Annotated in this window: 17 protein-coding genes; 10 read left to right on the forward strand and 7 right to left on the reverse strand. The window is 66.9% G+C overall.

The window, feature by feature from the left end:
* Positions 1 to 17: 17 nt before the first annotated feature.
* The 3 genes from OEJ36_RS22185 to OEJ36_RS22195 all read right to left on the reverse strand — a co-directional run bounded on the left by OEJ36_RS22185 (position 18) and on the right by OEJ36_RS22195 (position 2,013).
* Entirely contained in the window at positions 18 to 983 is a 966-nt protein-coding gene (locus tag OEJ36_RS22185) for a L,D-transpeptidase family protein (protein ID WP_263403382.1), read from the reverse strand.
* A 74-nt stretch (positions 984 to 1,057) separates the two neighbouring features.
* A complete protein-coding gene (locus tag OEJ36_RS22190) occupies positions 1,058 to 1,339 on the reverse strand; it encodes a hypothetical protein (RefSeq protein WP_263403383.1) in 282 nt (93 codons plus the stop codon).
* Between the two features lie 68 nt (positions 1,340 to 1,407).
* The gene (locus OEJ36_RS22195; protein ID WP_263403384.1) at positions 1,408 to 2,013 is read right to left on the reverse strand and encodes an arylesterase; all 606 of its coding nucleotides are present in this window, start codon (positions 2,011 to 2,013) and stop codon (positions 1,408 to 1,410) included.
* A 10-nt stretch (positions 2,014 to 2,023) separates the two neighbouring features.
* Between OEJ36_RS22195 and OEJ36_RS22200 the strand changes: the two genes are divergently transcribed.
* The 3 genes from OEJ36_RS22200 (at position 2,024) to greB (ending at position 5,794) form a co-directional block, all read left to right on the forward strand.
* On the forward strand, positions 2,024 to 2,707 hold the full coding sequence (locus OEJ36_RS22200; protein WP_263403385.1) for an ABC transporter ATP-binding protein: 684 nt from the start codon (positions 2,024 to 2,026) through the stop codon (positions 2,705 to 2,707).
* Complete coding sequence (locus OEJ36_RS22205) at positions 2,707 to 5,211, forward strand: ABC transporter permease (protein WP_263403386.1); 2,505 nt, start codon at positions 2,707 to 2,709, stop codon at positions 5,209 to 5,211. The genes OEJ36_RS22200 and OEJ36_RS22205 overlap by 1 nt, the downstream gene beginning before the upstream one ends.
* Positions 5,212 to 5,296: 85 nt before the next feature.
* Positions 5,297 to 5,794 (forward strand): transcription elongation factor GreB, encoded by a 498-nt coding sequence (gene greB, locus OEJ36_RS22210; protein WP_263403387.1) that lies wholly within the window; start codon positions 5,297 to 5,299, stop codon positions 5,792 to 5,794.
* 11 nt (positions 5,795 to 5,805) lie between these two features.
* Here greB and OEJ36_RS22215 read toward each other — a convergent pair whose 3' ends face one another.
* On the reverse strand, positions 5,806 to 6,114 hold the full coding sequence (locus tag OEJ36_RS22215) for a hypothetical protein (protein WP_021220356.1): 309 nt from the start codon (positions 6,112 to 6,114) through the stop codon (positions 5,806 to 5,808).
* Positions 6,115 to 6,358: 244 nt separating this feature from the next.
* Entirely contained in the window at positions 6,359 to 7,219 is an 861-nt protein-coding gene (locus tag OEJ36_RS22220) for a hypothetical protein (protein ID WP_263403388.1), read from the reverse strand.
* 603 nt (positions 7,220 to 7,822) lie between these two features.
* Between OEJ36_RS22220 and OEJ36_RS22225 the strand changes: the two genes are divergently transcribed.
* Together OEJ36_RS22225 and OEJ36_RS22230 are read left to right on the forward strand one after the other, a co-directional pair.
* Positions 7,823 to 8,755, forward strand: coding sequence for a triacylglycerol lipase (locus OEJ36_RS22225; RefSeq protein ID WP_263403389.1), 933 nt, complete (start codon positions 7,823 to 7,825; stop codon positions 8,753 to 8,755).
* Between the two features lie 55 nt (positions 8,756 to 8,810).
* Positions 8,811 to 9,848, forward strand: coding sequence for a lipase secretion chaperone (locus OEJ36_RS22230; protein WP_263403390.1), 1,038 nt, complete (start codon positions 8,811 to 8,813; stop codon positions 9,846 to 9,848).
* A gap of 48 nt (positions 9,849 to 9,896) precedes the next feature.
* On the opposite strand, the gene OEJ36_RS22235 is transcribed toward OEJ36_RS22230, so the two are convergent.
* Both OEJ36_RS22235 and OEJ36_RS22240 read right to left on the reverse strand, forming a co-directional pair.
* Positions 9,897 to 10,331, reverse strand: a complete 435-nt coding sequence (locus OEJ36_RS22235; RefSeq protein ID WP_263403391.1) for a DoxX family protein — start codon at positions 10,329 to 10,331, stop codon at positions 9,897 to 9,899.
* Positions 10,332 to 10,442: 111 nt separating this feature from the next.
* Positions 10,443 to 11,864: a transglycosylase SLT domain-containing protein gene (locus OEJ36_RS22240; RefSeq protein ID WP_263403392.1), complete on the reverse strand. Its 1,422-nt coding sequence runs from the start codon at positions 11,862 to 11,864 to the stop codon at positions 10,443 to 10,445.
* 229 nt (positions 11,865 to 12,093) lie between these two features.
* Here OEJ36_RS22240 and OEJ36_RS22245 point away from each other — a divergent pair, with 229 nt between their 5' ends.
* From OEJ36_RS22245 to OEJ36_RS22265, 5 genes are all read left to right on the forward strand, one after another.
* A complete protein-coding gene (locus OEJ36_RS22245) occupies positions 12,094 to 12,900 on the forward strand; it encodes a TatD family hydrolase (protein ID WP_263403393.1) in 807 nt (268 codons plus the stop codon).
* Between the two features lie 104 nt (positions 12,901 to 13,004).
* Positions 13,005 to 14,486 carry a methyl-accepting chemotaxis protein gene (locus OEJ36_RS22250; RefSeq protein ID WP_263403394.1) on the forward strand — a complete coding sequence of 494 codons (1,482 nt, stop codon included), beginning with the start codon at positions 13,005 to 13,007 and terminating at the stop codon, positions 14,484 to 14,486.
* Between the two features lie 90 nt (positions 14,487 to 14,576).
* A complete protein-coding gene (locus OEJ36_RS22255) occupies positions 14,577 to 14,933 on the forward strand; it encodes an Mpo1-like protein (protein ID WP_263403395.1) in 357 nt (118 codons plus the stop codon).
* 103 nt (positions 14,934 to 15,036) lie between these two features.
* Complete coding sequence (locus OEJ36_RS22260; RefSeq protein ID WP_263403396.1) at positions 15,037 to 15,540, forward strand: oxidoreductase; 504 nt, start codon at positions 15,037 to 15,039, stop codon at positions 15,538 to 15,540.
* A 5-nt stretch (positions 15,541 to 15,545) separates the two neighbouring features.
* Entirely contained in the window at positions 15,546 to 17,120 is a 1,575-nt protein-coding gene (locus OEJ36_RS22265) for a GGDEF domain-containing protein (protein ID WP_263403397.1), read from the forward strand.
* Positions 17,121 to 17,122: the final 2 nt, after the last annotated feature.

Here is a 17,122-nt window from a genome sequence, read left to right on the forward strand (position 1 = left end):
GGGCTTTTCAGCGCCGCTTAGAAGCTGGGGGCAGCGGGCTCGCTGTTGGCCACGGCAGCGGAAGGCTCGGCGATCTCCACCGGCAGGCCGTCTTCGGCCGCGACCACTTCACGCACCACTTCCCAATCCAGGCGGATGCTGTTGACCAGGTCTTCACGCTTGAGCAGCGCGTTGATCACGGCGGTGTGCTTGTCCACCACCGACGGGTCGCCATGGTCGTTCAGCGGGGTGTGCGCCTCGATGTAGACCTTGCCGCCGCTCACGCCGAACTTGTAGGGCTCGTTGATGATGCGCACGGGCGTGCCCACCGGCGCCATCTTGGCCAGCTCCAGCACGTTGTTGTTGAGCATGCGGAAGCAGCCGTGGCTGACGCGCATGCCGATACCGAACTTCTTGTTCGAACCGTGGATCAGGTAGCCGGGCAGGCCCAGGGTGAACTTGAACGGGCCCAGGGGGTTGTCCGGGCCGGCCGGCACCACGGTGGGCAGCGGGTCGCCATCGGCGGCGTGCTCTTCACGGATGGACTTGGGCGGATACCAGGCCGGGTTCGGCGTCTTGGCGGTGATCTTGGTGGTGTTGATCGGCGAACCCCAGCCCTCGCGACCGATGCCCAGCGGATAGGTGTGCACCACGTTCTCCCCTTTCGGGAAGTAATACATGCGGTACTCGGCCAGGTTGATCACGATACCTTCGCGCGGGCCCGGCGGCAGGATGAAACGGGTCGGCAGGAGGATCTCGGTGCCCGTGCCCGGCAGCCAGGGATCGACGCCCGGGTTGGCCGCGACCATCTCCAGGTAACCCAGGTCATTGGCGACGCCGATGTCGGCGAAGGTGTCTTCGTACTTGGCCTTGATCACCTGGACCTGGCCGACGATATCCTCGCCGGGAGGCGGCAGGGGCAGCTCCAGCGCTGCAGCGTGACCGGCCAGCGCGAGCGCGATCAGAGACAGGGAACGGGCGACGGCAGGAACGCGCGACAACATCCGGTAATCCTTGGCAAAAGTGGCTGATTAAAAGACTCGGGATTGTACACCGGCACGCAGCGCGCCGGGAGGGCTCAGCCGTCGGACCATTCGGGCCGTTGGCCGTCCCGCTGGGAGTCCAGTTCGGCGCGGCAGGCCGGGCACAGGCGGCGGTCCTGCAACTGCGGTTTTTCCAGCACGCACCAGCGCGGCTTCGCCGGCAGCAATCCCCCGCACAGGGTCCGGTCCGCATGGCCGCCGAGTTCGAGCTGGCGAGCGACCAGGTGCAGGCGCACCTCGCGGCAAGCGAACAGGTCGAGCTGCTCGTCGGGCTCGATCAGCTTATAGGCATGCAGGGACCAGGCGGGGCGCGGCATGAAGGACTCCAGGGCGGGTGCGCAACCTTAGCCGAAAGGCGTGCCCCGGAAAAGCCTCCCGAGGCGGCTCAGAGCAACGGCTTCAGGGTCGGCCAGACGTTATCCAGCAACTTGCCCTGGGCGCCCGCCGCCGGATGGATGCCATCGGCCTGCATCATCCCCTCGACACCGCCCACGCCCTCGAGGAAGAAAGGCACCAGCGGCACCTGTTGGGCGCTCGCCAGGTCCTGATAGACCTGGGCGAAGGCATCGGTGTAGCGCTTGCCGTAGTTGGGCGGCAGGCGCATGCCCAGCAGCAGCACCTTGGCCCCCGCCTGCTGCGATCGCTCCACCATGCCGGCAAGATTCTGTTGCAATTGTGCAGGGGGTTGGCCGCGCAACCCATCGTTGCCACCCAGCTCGATAATCACCAGTTCCGGCTTGTGCTCGCCGAGGAGCGCAGGCAGCCGGGAAGCACCGCCAGCACTGGTGTCGCCACTGATGGACGCGTTCACCACACGGTGTTCGAAACCCTCGTCATCCATGCGTTTCTGCAGCAGGGAGACCCAGCCCTGGCTGGTTTCCAGCCCCAAAGCGGCGCTGATACTATCCCCGACGACCAGCACGGTCCCCGCCGCAGCCTCCTGGGCCATCACCATCAACGCCAGGCAACTGCCCAACAACCAAGCACGCATCGGATTCTCCATGAGCGCAAGCATTCTCAATGCGCGGAACCTTAGCAAAGTGGTTCCCAGCGCGGAAGGCGAGTTGACCATCCTCCACGATCTGGACCTGGATCTGGCACAGGGCGACAGCCTGGCCATCGTCGGCAGCTCCGGCTCCGGCAAATCCACCCTCCTCGGCCTGCTCGCCGGGCTCGACCTGCCCAGCTCCGGCGACATCAGCCTGGCCGGCCACGCCCTCGCCCGCCTCGACGAGGACCAGCGTGCCCGCGTACGCGCCGAGCATGTCGGCTTCGTCTTCCAGTCCTTCCAGTTGCTCGACAGCCTCAACGCCCTGGAAAACGTCATGCTGCCCCTGGAGCTCGAAGGCCGTACGGATGCCCGCGAACGCGCCCGCCACCTGCTCGATCGCGTCGGCCTCGGCCAGCGCCTGGGCCACTACCCGCGCCAGCTGTCCGGGGGCGAGCAGCAGCGCGTCGCCATCGCCCGCGCCTTCGCCGCCGAACCCGACGTGCTGTTCGCCGATGAGCCCACCGGCAACCTCGACAGCCACACTGGCGAGCGCATCAGCGACCTGCTGTTCCAGCTCAACCAGGAGCGCGGCACCACCCTGGTCCTGGTCACCCACGACGAGCGCCTGGCCCATCGCTGCCGCCGCCTGATCCGCCTGGAGTCCGGCCGCCTGGTCGACAGGGTGGAACCCTGATGGGGCGCCTGCCGTTCTCGCGCCTGCTGGGCATGGCCGCCAGGCAACTGCGACGCGATGCCCGTGCCGGCGAGCTGCGCGTACTGTTCTTCGCCCTGGTGGTGGCCGTGGCCGCCAGCAGCGCCATCGGCTACTTCGGTGCCCGCCTGAACGGTGCCATGCTCCTGCGCGCCACCGAATTCCTTGGCGCCGACCTGCTGCTCAGCGGCTCCTCCCCCGCCACCCCGGAGCAGATCACGGCGGGCGAACAGCTCGGCCTGCGCCATGCCCGCGCCGTCGAATTCTCCAGCGTCATCGCCGGTGACGCCGGCATCCAGCTCGCCAGCGTCAAGGCAGTGGACGAACCCTACCCCCTGCGCGGCGAGCTGAAGAGCGCACCCGCCCCCTACGCCCCGGAAGAGCCCGGCAACGGCCCCGCCCCCGGTGAAGCCTGGGCCGAGGCACGCCTGTTCACCGCGCTGAACCTCAAGCCCGGCGACAGCGTGGACGTCGGCCAGCAGACCCTGCGCCTCACCCGCGTGCTCACCTATGAGCCCGATCGCGCCGGCGACTTCTACAGCCTCACCCCGCGCCTGTTGATGAACCATGCCGACCTCGACGCCACAGGCGTGGTGCAGCCCGGCAGCCGGGTGCGCTACCGCGAACTCTGGAGCGGCCCGGAAGAAGCACTGAAAAGCTACCGCGACACCCTCAAGCCCACCCTGGCGGCCAACCAGCGCATCGAAGACGCCCGCGACGGCAACCGCCAGGTCGGCGGTGCACTCAGCCGCGCCGAGCGTTACCTCAACCTCGCCAGCCTCGCCGCCGTACTCCTGGCAGGTGTCGCCGTGGCCCTGTCGGCGGCCCGCTTCGCCGCCCGCCGCTTCGACGCCAGCGCCCTGCTGCGCTGCCTGGGTTTGTCGCGCCGCGAAGCGCTCCTCCTCTATACCCTGCAACTGGGCCTGCTCGGCCTCGCCGCCGCCATTCTCGGGGCGTTGATCGGCTGGCTCGCCCAGCTCGGCCTGTTCCACCTGCTGCGTGAATTGCTGCCGGCGGAAGTGCCCTCCGGCGGCGTGCTGCCCGCCTTCGCCGGCATCGCCACCGGCCTGGTGGCCCTGGCCGGTTTCGCCCTGCCACCGCTGGCCGCCCTGGGCCGCGTCCCGCCCTTGCGCGTGCTGCGCCGCGACCTGCTGCCGGTGCCGCCCAGTTCCTGGCTGGTGTACGGCGCCGCCCTGCTCGCACTCGGGCTGATCATGTGGCGCCTGAGCCTGGACCTGGCGCTCACCCTCGCCCTGCTCGGCGGCGGCCTGCTCGCCACCCTGATCCTCGGCGGCCTCATGCTCCTCGGCCTCAACGCCCTGCGCCGCCTGCTGGCCCGCGCCGCCCTGCCCTGGCGCCTCGGCCTCGGCCAGTTGCTGCGCCACCCGCTGGCCGCCGCCGGGCAATCCCTGGCCTTCGGCCTGATCCTCCTGGCGATGGCGCTGATCGCCCTGCTGCGCGGCGAACTGCTGGACACCTGGCAGGACCAGCTGCCCGCCGACGCACCGAACTACTTCGTGCTCAACGTGCTGCCCGGCGAGAAGGACGCCTTCGCCGAGCGCATCGCCCAGCTTTCGCCCCACCCGGCGCCGCTGTTCCCCGTGGTGCCCGGCCGCCTCACCGCCATCAACGGCGAACCGGCGAAGGAGCACGCCAGCAAGGAATCCCAGGGCGAGCGTGCCCTGCAGCGCGACCTCAGCCTCACCTGGGCGGCCGACCTGCCCAGCGGCAACCGTCTGGTGGCCGGGCAATGGTGGGACCAGGTGCCGGCCGGCGACCTGCCCGGCGTCTCGGTGGAAGCCAAGCTCGCCACCAACCTCGGCCTGCAGCTGGGCGACCGCCTCAGCTTCAGCGTCGGCGGCATCAGCCGCGACGTGCGCGTCACCAGCCTGCGGGAAGTGGACTGGGACAACTTCCAGCCGAACTTCTTCATGATCTTCGCCCCCGGCTCCCTCGCCGATCTGCCGGCCACCTACCTCACCAGCTTCTACCTACCGCCGCAGCACGACCGCGAGCTGGTGGAGCTGGCCCGCGCCTTCCCGGCGGTGACCCTGCTGGAGGTGGAAGCCATCCTCGCGCAGCTGCGCAGCATCCTCGCCCAGGTCACGGTGGCGGTGGAGTTCGTCCTGCTGTTCGTGCTCGCCGCCGGCCTCGCGGTGCTCTTCGCCGGCCTGCAGTCGAACCTCGACGAACGCATCCGCCAGGGTGCGTTGCTGCGGGCCCTGGGTGCCGAACGCAATCTGCTGCAGAAGGCACGACGCGCCGAATTCGCCCTGCTCGGCGCCACCGCCGGCCTGCTCGCCGCCCTGGGTTGCGAGCTGGTCAGCGCCCTGCTCTACACCCTGGCCTTCGACCTGCAATGGCACCCCCACCCCTGGCTGCTGCTGTTGCCGCCCCTGGGCGCGTTGCTGGTCGGTGGGGCCGGCGTGCTCGGCACCCGTCGTGCACTCAACGCCAGCCCGCTGCAGGTGCTGCGCGAAGCCTGATGGCCCGGCCCACCTGTACAAGGTGGGCCGGCCTCTTGCTAGACTCCGCCCCTCTTCGCCCGCCTAGAGCCCGTCGCATCACGCCATGAGTCGCTATCGCCCCCCACGTTCTGCCGGCACCCCGCTGATCACCCCCGAAGGCGAAGCCCGCCTGCGCGCCGAACTGCACGAGCTCTGGCACGTGAAGCGCCCCAAGGTCACCCAATCGGTGAGCGAGGCCGCCGCCCAGGGCGACCGTTCGGAAAACGCCGAGTACACCTACGGCAAGAAGATGCTGCGGGAGATCGACAGCCGCGTGCGCTTCCTCACCAAACGCCTGGAAAGCCTCAAGGTGGTGAGCGAACGCCCGTCCGACCCGAACAAGGTCTACTTCGGCGCCTGGGTGACCCTGGAAGATGATGAAGGCGAACAGTCCCGCTATCGCATCGTCGGCCCGGACGAACTCGACCTGAAGCAGCACCACATCAGCATCGACTCGCCCCTGGCCCGCGCCCTGGTGGGCAAGGCGCTGGATGCCGAGGTGCTGGTGCACACCCCGACGGGCGAGAAGAGCTGGTACGTGGTGGAGATCGAATACCCCTGAAGCCCGGTGCCTCAGCGCAGGGTGATCAGGCCCTGGCGTGAAACGCGCACCAGCTCGCGGACCATCAGCGCCACCTCGTCACGGGGCGGCGCCTGCACCACGGCCATATCGAAGCTGTCAGCGGCATAGCGCTGCAACGACGCGGCATCGAGGGCGAACTGGATAAGCAGGTTGCGTGGCCCGGCCCAACGTTTCGGCCAGCCGTCGAGATAACGCAGCATGGTCGGCTGGTGGGGGCCGCTGAGAAGAACCCTGGGGTTGCGCAAAACCAGGCCCGTGGTGATGGGGGCCAGGCGAATGAGCGGTTGGGGACAGGTCATGGTGTCATGTCTCCGCCTCGTTGATCCCGCTGGGCAGCGGTGAGAGGCGACACCGAACCAGCGCTTTAGCGGTATTTCGAGATGGATTCCATCTCCGCGCCCCGCAAGTAGCTGTCTTAAATCGGCGCATGGGTCGGCATCCTAGAGAAGCGCCCGCAATACTGTCAATACAAGGCCGAAGTGCCTTGCTCCCCGCCAACACCGCCATCCAGAAGCCCTCCCAGGTAACAGCTTCTTCGGATCATCAATACGCGAAGTTCGTGTAACGCTTGAAGCCCGAACATGAGTAGTGAAGCATTCCGTCCGGCTGCCACACCGCAGTGACCGTCACACCATAGAGCTCACAGGTTTCCACACCGCTGACGCCGGTAACGCCGTAATAGTTCTTGGATGCATTGTTGTAATTAGGCCAGCGAGTCCCGGTGGTTGCACCGATGCCCGTCAGTATGTCGATGGCGTCCTGATTTCCCTGCTTCTTCATGGTGATCAGGTTATGCATGATCCAGCGGGTGCCCATCTGCTGGAAATTGGGCGGCATCCATTTATTGAGACTGAGGATCTGATTGGGTGCCTTCGCCTCGACGATCAGGTACTGGTTGCCACGCTTCCAGATCTGGTCGATACCCGCGCCGCTGTGTACATGCATTCCCCAGCACATCTCGAAACCCGCTAGCACCAGCACCGTTCCGCCGCCGCTCAGACTGGTCTTCTGCAGGATGCACAACGCCGCTGCCGCCTCCCCTGTCGCTTCGGCGATATCCGTCAGTTTCCTCACATGAGTCAGCTGATTTTTCACCATGGCGAAATGCCGAATCACACCGGGTTGCGGAACCGCCTGCGGGCAATCGATCAGGATCCCGCCCGTAACCCCAGAGCCGGGCACGAGATCGTGGTAGGCCATGCAGAGAGTGCCTGCACCCGCCCCCGTCCAGGCGGCGGATAACAATGAAACATGCGTGACGTTTGGATTCAGGTTTGCCCCTGGCCACAGGGTGCGTACTGGCGCGGCGAGGCTGCGCCCAGGCGACACGAAAACAGGGGTGACCTTCCGCCGCTTGGCCGGAGGAGGAGCGAGATTCATGCCGACATAGGGGTTATACGTCATGGCCCTTCGTTTATACGTGATAACGGCTCCGCAATTCGGGCATGCCCCATTGGTGCTGCGTGTAGGCGTGACCAGGGGCTGTACCGGATTGGGGCAATTGGGGCAGTTGTAGAAGGTCATTTCCGCGTATCCCTCGCTTCAACAGGAAATCCATATCGCCAGGCTGGCCATCTTGAATCCTGCAGTCGCGATCAAGAGTCCACCCGGACTGAAAACCTAGACCTCTACACGCCAACTGCCAACACCAGCCGCGATTATCCGAAACAAGGCACCCAAACCTTCGATTGGCCTGTGAACCAGTTCGCCCTCTTCGCCTCGGAAAATACGGCCTCCGGCGCCCATTACCGCGCCCTCGGGAGCTGGCCGCTGCTGCCCCAGGACTCAAACGAGCGTTTCACTCAGTAACAGGGAAACGCCCGTCAACTTTCGGTGAACGGCTGTAAACAACGGTGAAACACCCAGCCCAGACAGGGCGCCGCGCGAACGGCGCCGCTGGCATGGTTCCTGCCCCGTGCTCATCAGCTGTTGTACGCGTCCGGGATGGGCGCGGCGGCTTTGCAGGGAGGCACCCACTGCCTGTTCCACCATCACCGAGAGCAACCAATGAACAACAACAAGATCATGCTCGCCCTCGCCCTGGGAGTCGGCCTCGCCGCCTCCGGCGAAGCCCTTGCCGCCACCGGCTACACCCAGACCAAGTACCCCGTGGTCCTCGCCCACGGCATGCTTGGCTTCGACAGCATCCTCGGCATCGACTACTGGTATGGAATCCCCTCGGCACTGCGTCGTGATGGCGCCTCGGTCTACGTCACAGAAGTGAGCCAGCTGAACACCTCGGAAGCCCGCGGCGAAGAGTTGTTGGAACAGGTCGAGGAAATCGTCGCCATCAGCGGCAAACGCAAGGTGAACCTGATCGGTCACAGCCACGGCGGCCCGACCATCCGCTACGTGGCCGGCGTGCGCCCGGACCTGGTCGCTTCCGCCACCAGCGTCGGCGGCCCGCACAAGGGCTCCGCCACCGCCGACTTCCTGCGCCAGATCCCGCCCGGCTCCGCTAGCGAGGCGATCGTCGCCGGCATCGTCAACGGCCTCGGCTCGCTGATCAACTTCCTCTCCGGCAGCAAGAGCACCCTGCCACAGAACGGCCTTGGATCGCTGGAATCGCTCAACAGCCAGGGCGCGGCCCGCTTCAACGCCAAGTTCCCCCAAGGCATTCCCACCAGCGCCTGTGGCGAGGGCGCCTACCAGGTCAATGGCGTGCGCTACTACTCCTGGAGCGGCACCAGCCCGCTGACCAACGTGCTCGACATCAGCGACGTACTGCTCGGCGCCACCGCCCTCACCTTCAAGGGCGAAGCCACCGACGGCCTGGTGGGCCGCTGCAGCTCCCACCTGGGCAAGGTGGTGCGTGACAACTACCGGATGAACCACCTCGACGAGGTCAACCAGACCTTCGGCCTCACCAGCCTGTTCGAGACCGACCCGGTGACCGTCTACCGCCAGCACGCCAACCGCCTGAAGAACGACGGCCTCTAAGCCGCCCCGGCGGGGCCTGCGGGCCCCGCCTCCTGCCGACCTGCGAGCGACCACCGTGAAAAGAGTCCTGCTGTCCCTGCCCCTGGTCTTCGCCGGCTGCCTGGCCGCGATCCTCTACCTGCAATCCGCCTCCGACGGCAGCGCCCACCGTGCACCGGGCGGTGCCGAGCAGCTCGCCAGCGATGAGCCCATCGCCATCGCCGATGCCCCAACCTCCACCGACAACCTGCCGCCTGCCCTGCCGGTGCAAGTGCCCGCCCTGCCCGCCTCCTTCGCCGGTACCCAGGTCGATGGGCGCTTCCAGCTGGATGCGGGCGGCAACCTGCTGATCACCGAAGACATCCGCCGCATCTTCGACTACTTCCTCAGCGCCATAGGCGAGGAACCCATCGGCATCTCCATCCAGCGCCTGCGCGGCTACATCACCGCCCAGCTGCAGGAGCCGGCCGAAGGCCAGGCCCTGGCGCTGCTCGAGCAATACCTGGACTACAAACGGCAGCTGGTGCAACTGGAGAAGGACCTGCCGCAACTGGCGGACCTCGACGCCATGCGCCAGCGCGAAGCCGCGGTGAATGCCCTGCGCGCCCGCCTGTTCAGCGCCGAGGTGCACCAGGTGTTCTTCGCCAGCGAGGAAACCTACAACCGCTTCACCCTCGATCGCCTGGCCATCGTCCATGATGCAGCCCTCGACGACGCCGCCAAGGCCGCCGCCGTCGACCGCCTGCGCCAGGACCTGCCAGAAGAGCTGCAGGACAGCGTGCTGCCACAACTACAGGCCGAGCTGCATGTCCAGACCGAGCAGCTGCAGGCCAAGGGCGCCACCCCTGCCGAGATCCGCCGTCTGCGCCAGCAACTGGTCGGCGGCGAAGCCACCCAGCGCCTGGAGGCACTGGACCAGCAGCGCCAGGGCTGGAAGCAGCGGATCGGCGCCTTCCAGGCGGAAAAGGCACGCATCGAAGCCAACCAGGGGCTCAGCGATAGCGACCGCCGCGCCGCCATCCAGCGCCTGGCCGAGGAGAAGTTCGACGAACACGAGCGCCAGCGCCTGGATGCCGCCCTGGAACTGGCCGCCGCCCGCGCGCAGCAGCCCTGAAACGCAGAAGGCCCGCACATGGCGGGCCTTCTTCGAGTTCGCAGCGGGTTACTGGCTGAATTTGTGGTCCAGGGAGAAGCGGCCGGCGCCTTCGATCAGCAGGGTGCCGGAGATCAGGGCGAGGATCAGCGCGTACTCATAACCACCGTTGGTGATGAAGAAACCGCTGGCCCAGTGCACGCTGAAGATGGCGACCACCATGGCGACGATCAGCGACGCAGCGGCAGGGCGAACCAGCAGGCCGATCACCAGGGCCAGGCCACCGAAGAACTCGGCGCTGCCTGCCATCAGGGCCAGCAGGTAGCCAGGAGCCAGACCGATGCTTTCCATCCACTGGCCGGTGCCTTCCAGGCCGTAGCCGCCGAAGAGGCCGAAGAGCTTCTGCGAACCGTGGGCGGCGAAGGTCAGGCCGGTCACCACGCGCAGCAGGGTGATGCCGATGCCGGCGTTGGTGGAGAGAATGCGTTTGATCGGGTTGCTCATGTCGCGTTTCCTTTCGTGTGAGGAGTGTGTGGGTTCAGACGGAAGCCATCTTAGTAGATTTTTTCGATATTAAAACCGCAAAAAACGCAGTATTGAAATCGATAAAATCGATTATTTCCCTCTGCTAGCCACTTTCTTCTGCGGCTCCAGCAGATAGCGCTCGCGGTCATAGGCCAGGTAGTACTTGTTCACCGCGCTGACGTAGCTGACCACCCCCATGCCCAGTTGCTCGGCGGCGATGCGCTCCACCTGGAAGAACCACTGGTTGGGGTTCAGCCCCCGGCGCCGGGCCTCCGCGCGCAGGCTTTGCACCCGCTGCGGGCCGACGTTGTAGGCCGCCAGGGTGAAGGCCATGCGCTCGCGCTCATTGAGCTGGGCGCTGTTGAAGAAGCCCTTGCGCAGCATCGCCAGGTACTTGGCCGAGGCCTGTACGTTGTTCTCCAGCGCATGGATATTGCCCACGCCCACGGTGCGCGCCGCCCCCGGAGTGATCTGCATCAGCCCGGTGGCCCCACTGGCGCCACGGGCGGCCGGGTTGAGGCTGGATTCCTTGAAGGCCACGGCGGCCAGGTTCAGCCAATCGAAGGCATGCTGGTCGGCGAAGCGCTGCAGCACCGGGCGCACCTTCTCCAGACGCTGCCGGTCGGCTCGGGCCAGGGGGCTATGCACCTTGTACAGGCGGCGATAGACGCGCTGGAAGGTGGCGTCCTGGTCGGAGGGCGCGTTGTAGCTGGCGAGGAAGCGGTCGATGCTGGCCCGCAGCATCGGCGCGTCACGGCGCACGAACCAGGTCATGTCGCGCTGGTTGTCCAGCACCAGGTGCTTCTCTATACGCAGCTTGGGCATCACCTTGGCCCAGCGCTCGGCAATGGGCTGCTCGACGGCGGTGAGCGGGAAGATGCCGGCCTGGACCATCTCCAGCACGTCCTCCACCGCCAGGCTCGAATCGACCCACTCGATGACGATGGGCGCCAGCTTGCGCTGTGCCAGTTGCTGGTTGACCCGGCGCAGGGCCTCGGCCGCCGCACTGCCGGCGGGCAGCGCGATGCTGCGGCCGGAAAGCTGCTCCAGGCGCTGGTAGCGACGGTCGCCACTGCGGCTCACCAGCAGCAGCGGCACATGGCGGCGAATCGGGGCGCTGGCGCTGACCTCGCCGCCGCTGCGTGGGTCCACCAGCTCGCCGGGGGCTACCAGGTCGCCCTCGCCGCGCTGCAAGGCGGCGAGCAGCTGGTCCTTGGCCCTGGGGATGATCTTCACCTCCAGCTCACGGCCGTCGCGGGCATTGCGGTTGAGGTACTGCTCGAAGGCGCGGATGCGGTGGTATTCGATGCCGATGGCTTCACCCTTGATCTCGCCGGAGCTGTTGCGGCTCTGGTTCACCAGCACACGCAGCACACCGCTGCGGCGGATCTGCGCCAGGTCACGGGCCTCGCTCGGCTGCTGCCAGGCTTCCGGCGGGCCAGCCAGGCGCGCTGCCGCCGGGAACGGCAGCAGGGCGAGCAGGCACAACAGAAGCAGCAGCGGTCGGGTCATCGAATCTCCCGGTCAGGGCTGCAGGGTGCGAACCGACCGTCTGAGAGCGCAACGCCTGGACGGAATTCCGGGCGTGCGAGGGGCGCGGAGAGTGTCACAGCTCGGCCGTCGACGCCAGCCACAATGCTGTAACAACTTCAACAAACACCCATAAGCAATTGTAAGTATTGGCTTTTCTTCTATTCGACAAGCTTTGCTATTCTGCTCCGCTCGCGTCCGAGGTAGCACCATGCAACTCATCGACATTGGCGTCAATCTGACCCATTCAAGCTTTGCCGCAGAGCGTGAAGCACTGCTCGAACGCGCCTTCGCCGCTGGCGTGGCGCAACTGGTCCTCACCGGCACCAGCGTGGCCGATGCCGAAGAAGCCCTGGCGCTGGTGCGTCAGCTCGACCCCGAAGGCGGCCACCTGTTCAGCACCGCCGGCCTGCACCCCCACGAAGCCAGCCAGTGGAACGCCGACAGCGCCCGCCACCTGCGCGCCCTGCTGGCCGAGCCGGAAGTACGCGCCGTGGGTGAATGCGGCCTGGATTTCAACCGCGACTTCTCCCCGCGTCCGCAACAGGAAAAGGCCCTGGAAGAGCAACTGGCCCTGGCCGTCGAACTGGGCCTGCCGGTGTTCCTCCACGAGCGCGACGCCAATGAGCGCCTGCTGGCCATCCTCAAGCAGTTCCGCGACCGCCTGCCGGCAGCCGTGGTGCACTGCTTCACCGGCGAGCAGCGCGCCCTCTTCTCCTACCTCGACCTGGACCTGCACATCGGCATCACCGGCTGGATCTGCGACGAGCGCCGGGGCACCCACCTGCACCCGCTGGTGCGCGAGATTCCCCAGGGCCGGCTGATGCTGGAAAGCGACGCGCCCTACCTGCTGCCACGCAGCCTGCGACCGAAACCCAAGAGCGGGCGCAACGAGCCGGCCTTCCTGCCCGAGGTGCTGATGGAAGTGGCCCGTCACCGCGGTGAAACACCCGAGCACCTGGCCGAGCACACCACCGCGTGTGCACGCGCATTTTTCGGGCTGCCGAACATCGCCTAACCTGTTCCTGTAAAGAGGCAGATTGATACGGATCAACGATCACGTCACAGTGCTGCGAAACAATGCTGGCACCTTGCCTAGCCTCCGAGAAAAAAGAACAGAACATGGGTAACTGGATGCGAGATCTTTCCCTGAAGTACAAGTTCTGGGCGGTCAACGCCGTCGCCTTCATCACCACACTGCTGCTGGTGCTGCACGCCATCAGCCTCGAGCGCGACGCCCGCGTGGAAAGTGCCCGCGAAGCAGCCCAGGCCCAGGCAGCCCTGCTGCGCGCCTGGCCCGCCGGGCAGGCCCTGCCCAGCGGCAACGGCGTGGTCCGCTTCGCCGCCGGCAGCGCGCCGCAGGTGCAGGGTGTCGACAGCGCCGCACTGACCCGCGCCAATGGCTGGGTCGAACTGGATCACGACGCCCTGTTCGGCAGCGACCCGGTGATCGGCGCCCAGGTGCAGGATGCCGCCGACGGCCAGCGCATCGCCGTATTGGCCCACGCCCCGAGCCTCGCCGAAGTCTTCGCCTCGCGCATGTTCAACTACGCGGTCACCGTGTTCCTGCTGATGATGGCGCTGCTGGCCTCCTCGCAACTGCTGATCCGCTTCCTCCTCAGCCACCTCAACACCCTCAAGGACGTGATGCTGCACGTGGAGAAGAGCGGCGACCTGTCCGCCCGCGTGCCGCTGGACAGCCGCGACGAAGTGGGCCAGATGGCCAGCGCCTTCAATGCCATGCAGGCGGGCTTCCAGCGCGTGGTGGGCACCGTCGCCCAGGTCACCGAGCGCCTCGACGAAGGGGCCGCGCGCCTGGCGTCGAGCATGGGCGAGGTGCGCCAGGGCATGCTCGGCCAGCAGAGCGAGACCGACCAGGCCGCCACCGCCATCAACGAGATGTCCGCCACCGTCCACCACATCGCCCAGCACGCCGCCGACACCCGCGACCAGTCGCAGACCGCCGACCAGCTCGCCGGTGCCGGCCAGAGCGTGGTCAGCCGTGTAGGCGAGTCCATCGCCGGGCTTTCCAGCGGTGTGCAGCAGACCGCCGAGATGATCGAGAAGCTGGCCGAAGACAGCCAGAAGATCAGCAGCGTGGTCAGCGTCATCCACGGCATCGCCGAGCAGACCAACCTCCTCGCCCTCAACGCCGCCATCGAGGCCGCCCGCGCCGGTGAAATGGGCCGTGGCTTCGCCGTGGTGGCCGACGAAGTGCGCAACCTCGCCAAGCGCGTGCAGGACAGCACCGACGAGATCACCAGCATGATCCTCGCCCTGCAGTCCGGCACCCGCGACGCCGTGGAATTCATGCAGGAAAGCTCGTTCAAGGCCGACAGCTGCGTGCAGCAGGCCCATGAAGCCGGCGAAGCCCTGGCCGCCATCACCGGTGCCGTGGCGCAGATGCGCCAGAGCAACACGCAGATCGCCGTGGCGGCGGAGCAACAAAGCCATGTGGCCGAGGAAATGACCCGCGCCGTGGTCGGCATCCGCGACGTCACCGAACTCACCGTCAGCCAGACCGTCGGCTCCGCCTCCACCAGCGCCGAGCTGGCCAACCTCGCCAGCGAGCTGTCTCGCGCCATCCGCCAGCTCAAGCTCTGAGCGAACTATCCCGCCCATAGTCAGAACCCATTCGCCGGCCCTCCCGGGGCCGGCCTAGACTTGCCCGCAATCCTTCAAGGAATCCGCACCATGGGCAAACGTCTTCCCAACATGCGCACCTGGCAATGGCGCACCTACGCCAGGAACCACCGCAACCCCACCAACCTGGTGCTGCACCTGCTGGCGGTGCCGCTGTTCATCGTCGCCACCCTGGTGCTGCTCAACGGCCTGTTCACCTGGCGCTTCCTGCCCGTCGTCCTCGGCGTGATCGGCCTGGTCGCCTCCCTGGGCCTGCAATCCCACGGCCACCGGCTGGAAGCGGAAGCCCCCGAGCCCTTCCAGGATCGCAAGGACGCCGTGGGCCGCCTGCTGACCGAGCAGTTCGTCACCTTCCCGCGTTTCCTGTTCAGCGGCGCCTGGTGGCGCAACTGGCGCAACCGACCCTGACACCGCATCCTTGCCAGCAAAGCGCCATTACTTTCGTCGGAAAGACTCAAGCTGGCCGCAGAAATGACGATATGCTGACACCACGCTGTATGAGGGACGTCGCATGCCGTCAAAGCGACAGATATTTGTCACCATTTTTCTGACTTTCGCCCTGTACTCCCTCGCTCGGGGCGAGCAGTCCAGCTATCCCCTGGATATCCCCGCCCTGCGCCTGCACCTGCCCGGCGCCAGCCCCCTGGTGTTCACCCTGCGCGACCTCCAGGCGATGCCCGGCGTCAACCTGCGCGCACGCGGGCCCAGCGACGACAAGGTCTCCGACTGGTACGGCGTGCCCCTGAGCCAGTTCCTCCAGCAGCTCCCGGCGAACCTGCAGCACCCCGCCGAACTGCACCTGCGTGCCCTCAACGACTACTCGGTGGTGATCCCCGCCAGCGACATCGAGCGCTACCAGCCGGTGATCGCCTATTCCCGCGACGGCCAGCCCATGGCGGTGGAAGCCTACGGCCCGCTCTTCCTCATGTACCCCTTCAACGCCCACGCCGAGTTGCGCGTGCAGAAGTACTACAACCGTGCCATCTGGCAACTGAGTGATATCTACATCGAGTAGCGACCATGCCCGACAGTTTTGCCGACAGTATTTCCCTGCCGCGCAAGCGGCTGGTGATGGCGGTCCTCCTGGTCATCATGCTGGTCATGGCGATCACCGCCGGTGGTTCGCTATGGCTGGTGGTCAACGAAGCGCGGCAGCTCGGCCGCCCCGGCTCCCACGGCGAGCTGTGGCAGGTCTACCAGATCCGCAACGGCATGGACCGCCTGGTCGAGGAAGCGCAACGCATCGAGCAGGGGCATAGCAGCGCCACCCAACTGGTGGTGCGCCTCGGCGTGCTGCGCAGCCTGGCCCGCCCCATCGAAGGCCATCACCTGTTCGACTTCCTGCCCACTGCGCGCCCTGACACCACCCGCACCCTGCAGCGCGTGGCCGAACTCAGCCAGCGCTGGCTGAGCCGCGTCGACTGGAACGACCAGACCTCCGCACGGGCCACCAGCGGCGAGATCCTCCAGGAGCTGCCGCCGCTGCAACGCGCCATGCACGAGGTGATGGTGGCGGCCAACATTTCCCTGGCCAATGAGCTGGACGAAGAGCGCCAGCGCCTCTACGGCTACTTCAGCAAGCTCGCCTGGGCCCTGTTCGGGCTGCTGGTGGGGGGCGCCCTGCTGGTCACCCACCTGATCTACAACTTCCGCGAGGCCCGCCGGCTGAGCGAAAGCCTGGGCGAACTCGCCCACACCCTGGAAAGCCGTGTCGAAGCCCGCACCCTCGCCCTCAGCGAAGGCCGCGAGCTGCTCAAGCACATCCTCGAAGCCAGCCCCAGCGACGTCGCCCTGATCGGCGCCGAGTCCGGCAAGGTGCACTTCGTCAACCAGCGCCTGATCGTCCGCCAGGGGCTGCAACGGGGCTCGCTGTTCTCCCTGGATCGGCTGTTCGCCGCCGAATCCGAGGCCCATCGCTTCCGCGCCGCCCTCGAAGAGCGCCGCCAGATCGACGACTGGGAAGCCCTGCTGGGCAAGGCGGCGCCTTACTGGGGCGTGGTCTTCGGCCGCATCGTCGAGCTCGAGGGCGAGCCTGCGCACCTGGTCTGGAGCTACGACATCAGCCTGCGCAAGCGCATGGAACACGAGCTGCTGACCCTGGCCACCACCGACGGCCTCACCGGCCTCGACAACCGCCGCGCCTTCATGCAGCGCGCCGAAGACATGCTGCGCCAGGCCGAACGCTTCGGGCACCCGTGCTCGGTGCTGATGATGGACATCGACCACTTCAAGGCGGTCAACGACGGCCACGGCCACGCCATCGGCGACGACGCGCTGCGCGCCACCGCACGGGTGATGCGCGACTGCCTGCGCGGCGTGGACGTGCTCGGGCGCCTGGGGGGGGAAGAGTTCGCGGCGATCCTGCCGGAAACGGGGGATGGCAAGGCCGCACTGGTGGCCGAGCGCCTGCGCGCCGGCATCGAGGCCCTGCGCGTCGACCTGCCCAGTGGCGATGTCCTGCGGGTCACCCTGAGCCTGGGCATCGCCGAGAAACGCCCCGGCGAAAGCCTCGAATCCCTGCTTGGCCGCGCCGATGCGGCGCTCTATGGCGCCAAGCAGGCCGGGCGCAACCGCGTGGAAGTCGCGCCCGTCTGAGG

This window comes from Pseudomonas sp. PDM13 (genome assembly GCF_025685765.1).
In the GTDB taxonomy this organism is placed as follows: Bacteria; Pseudomonadota; Gammaproteobacteria; order Pseudomonadales; family Pseudomonadaceae; genus Metapseudomonas; species Metapseudomonas solani.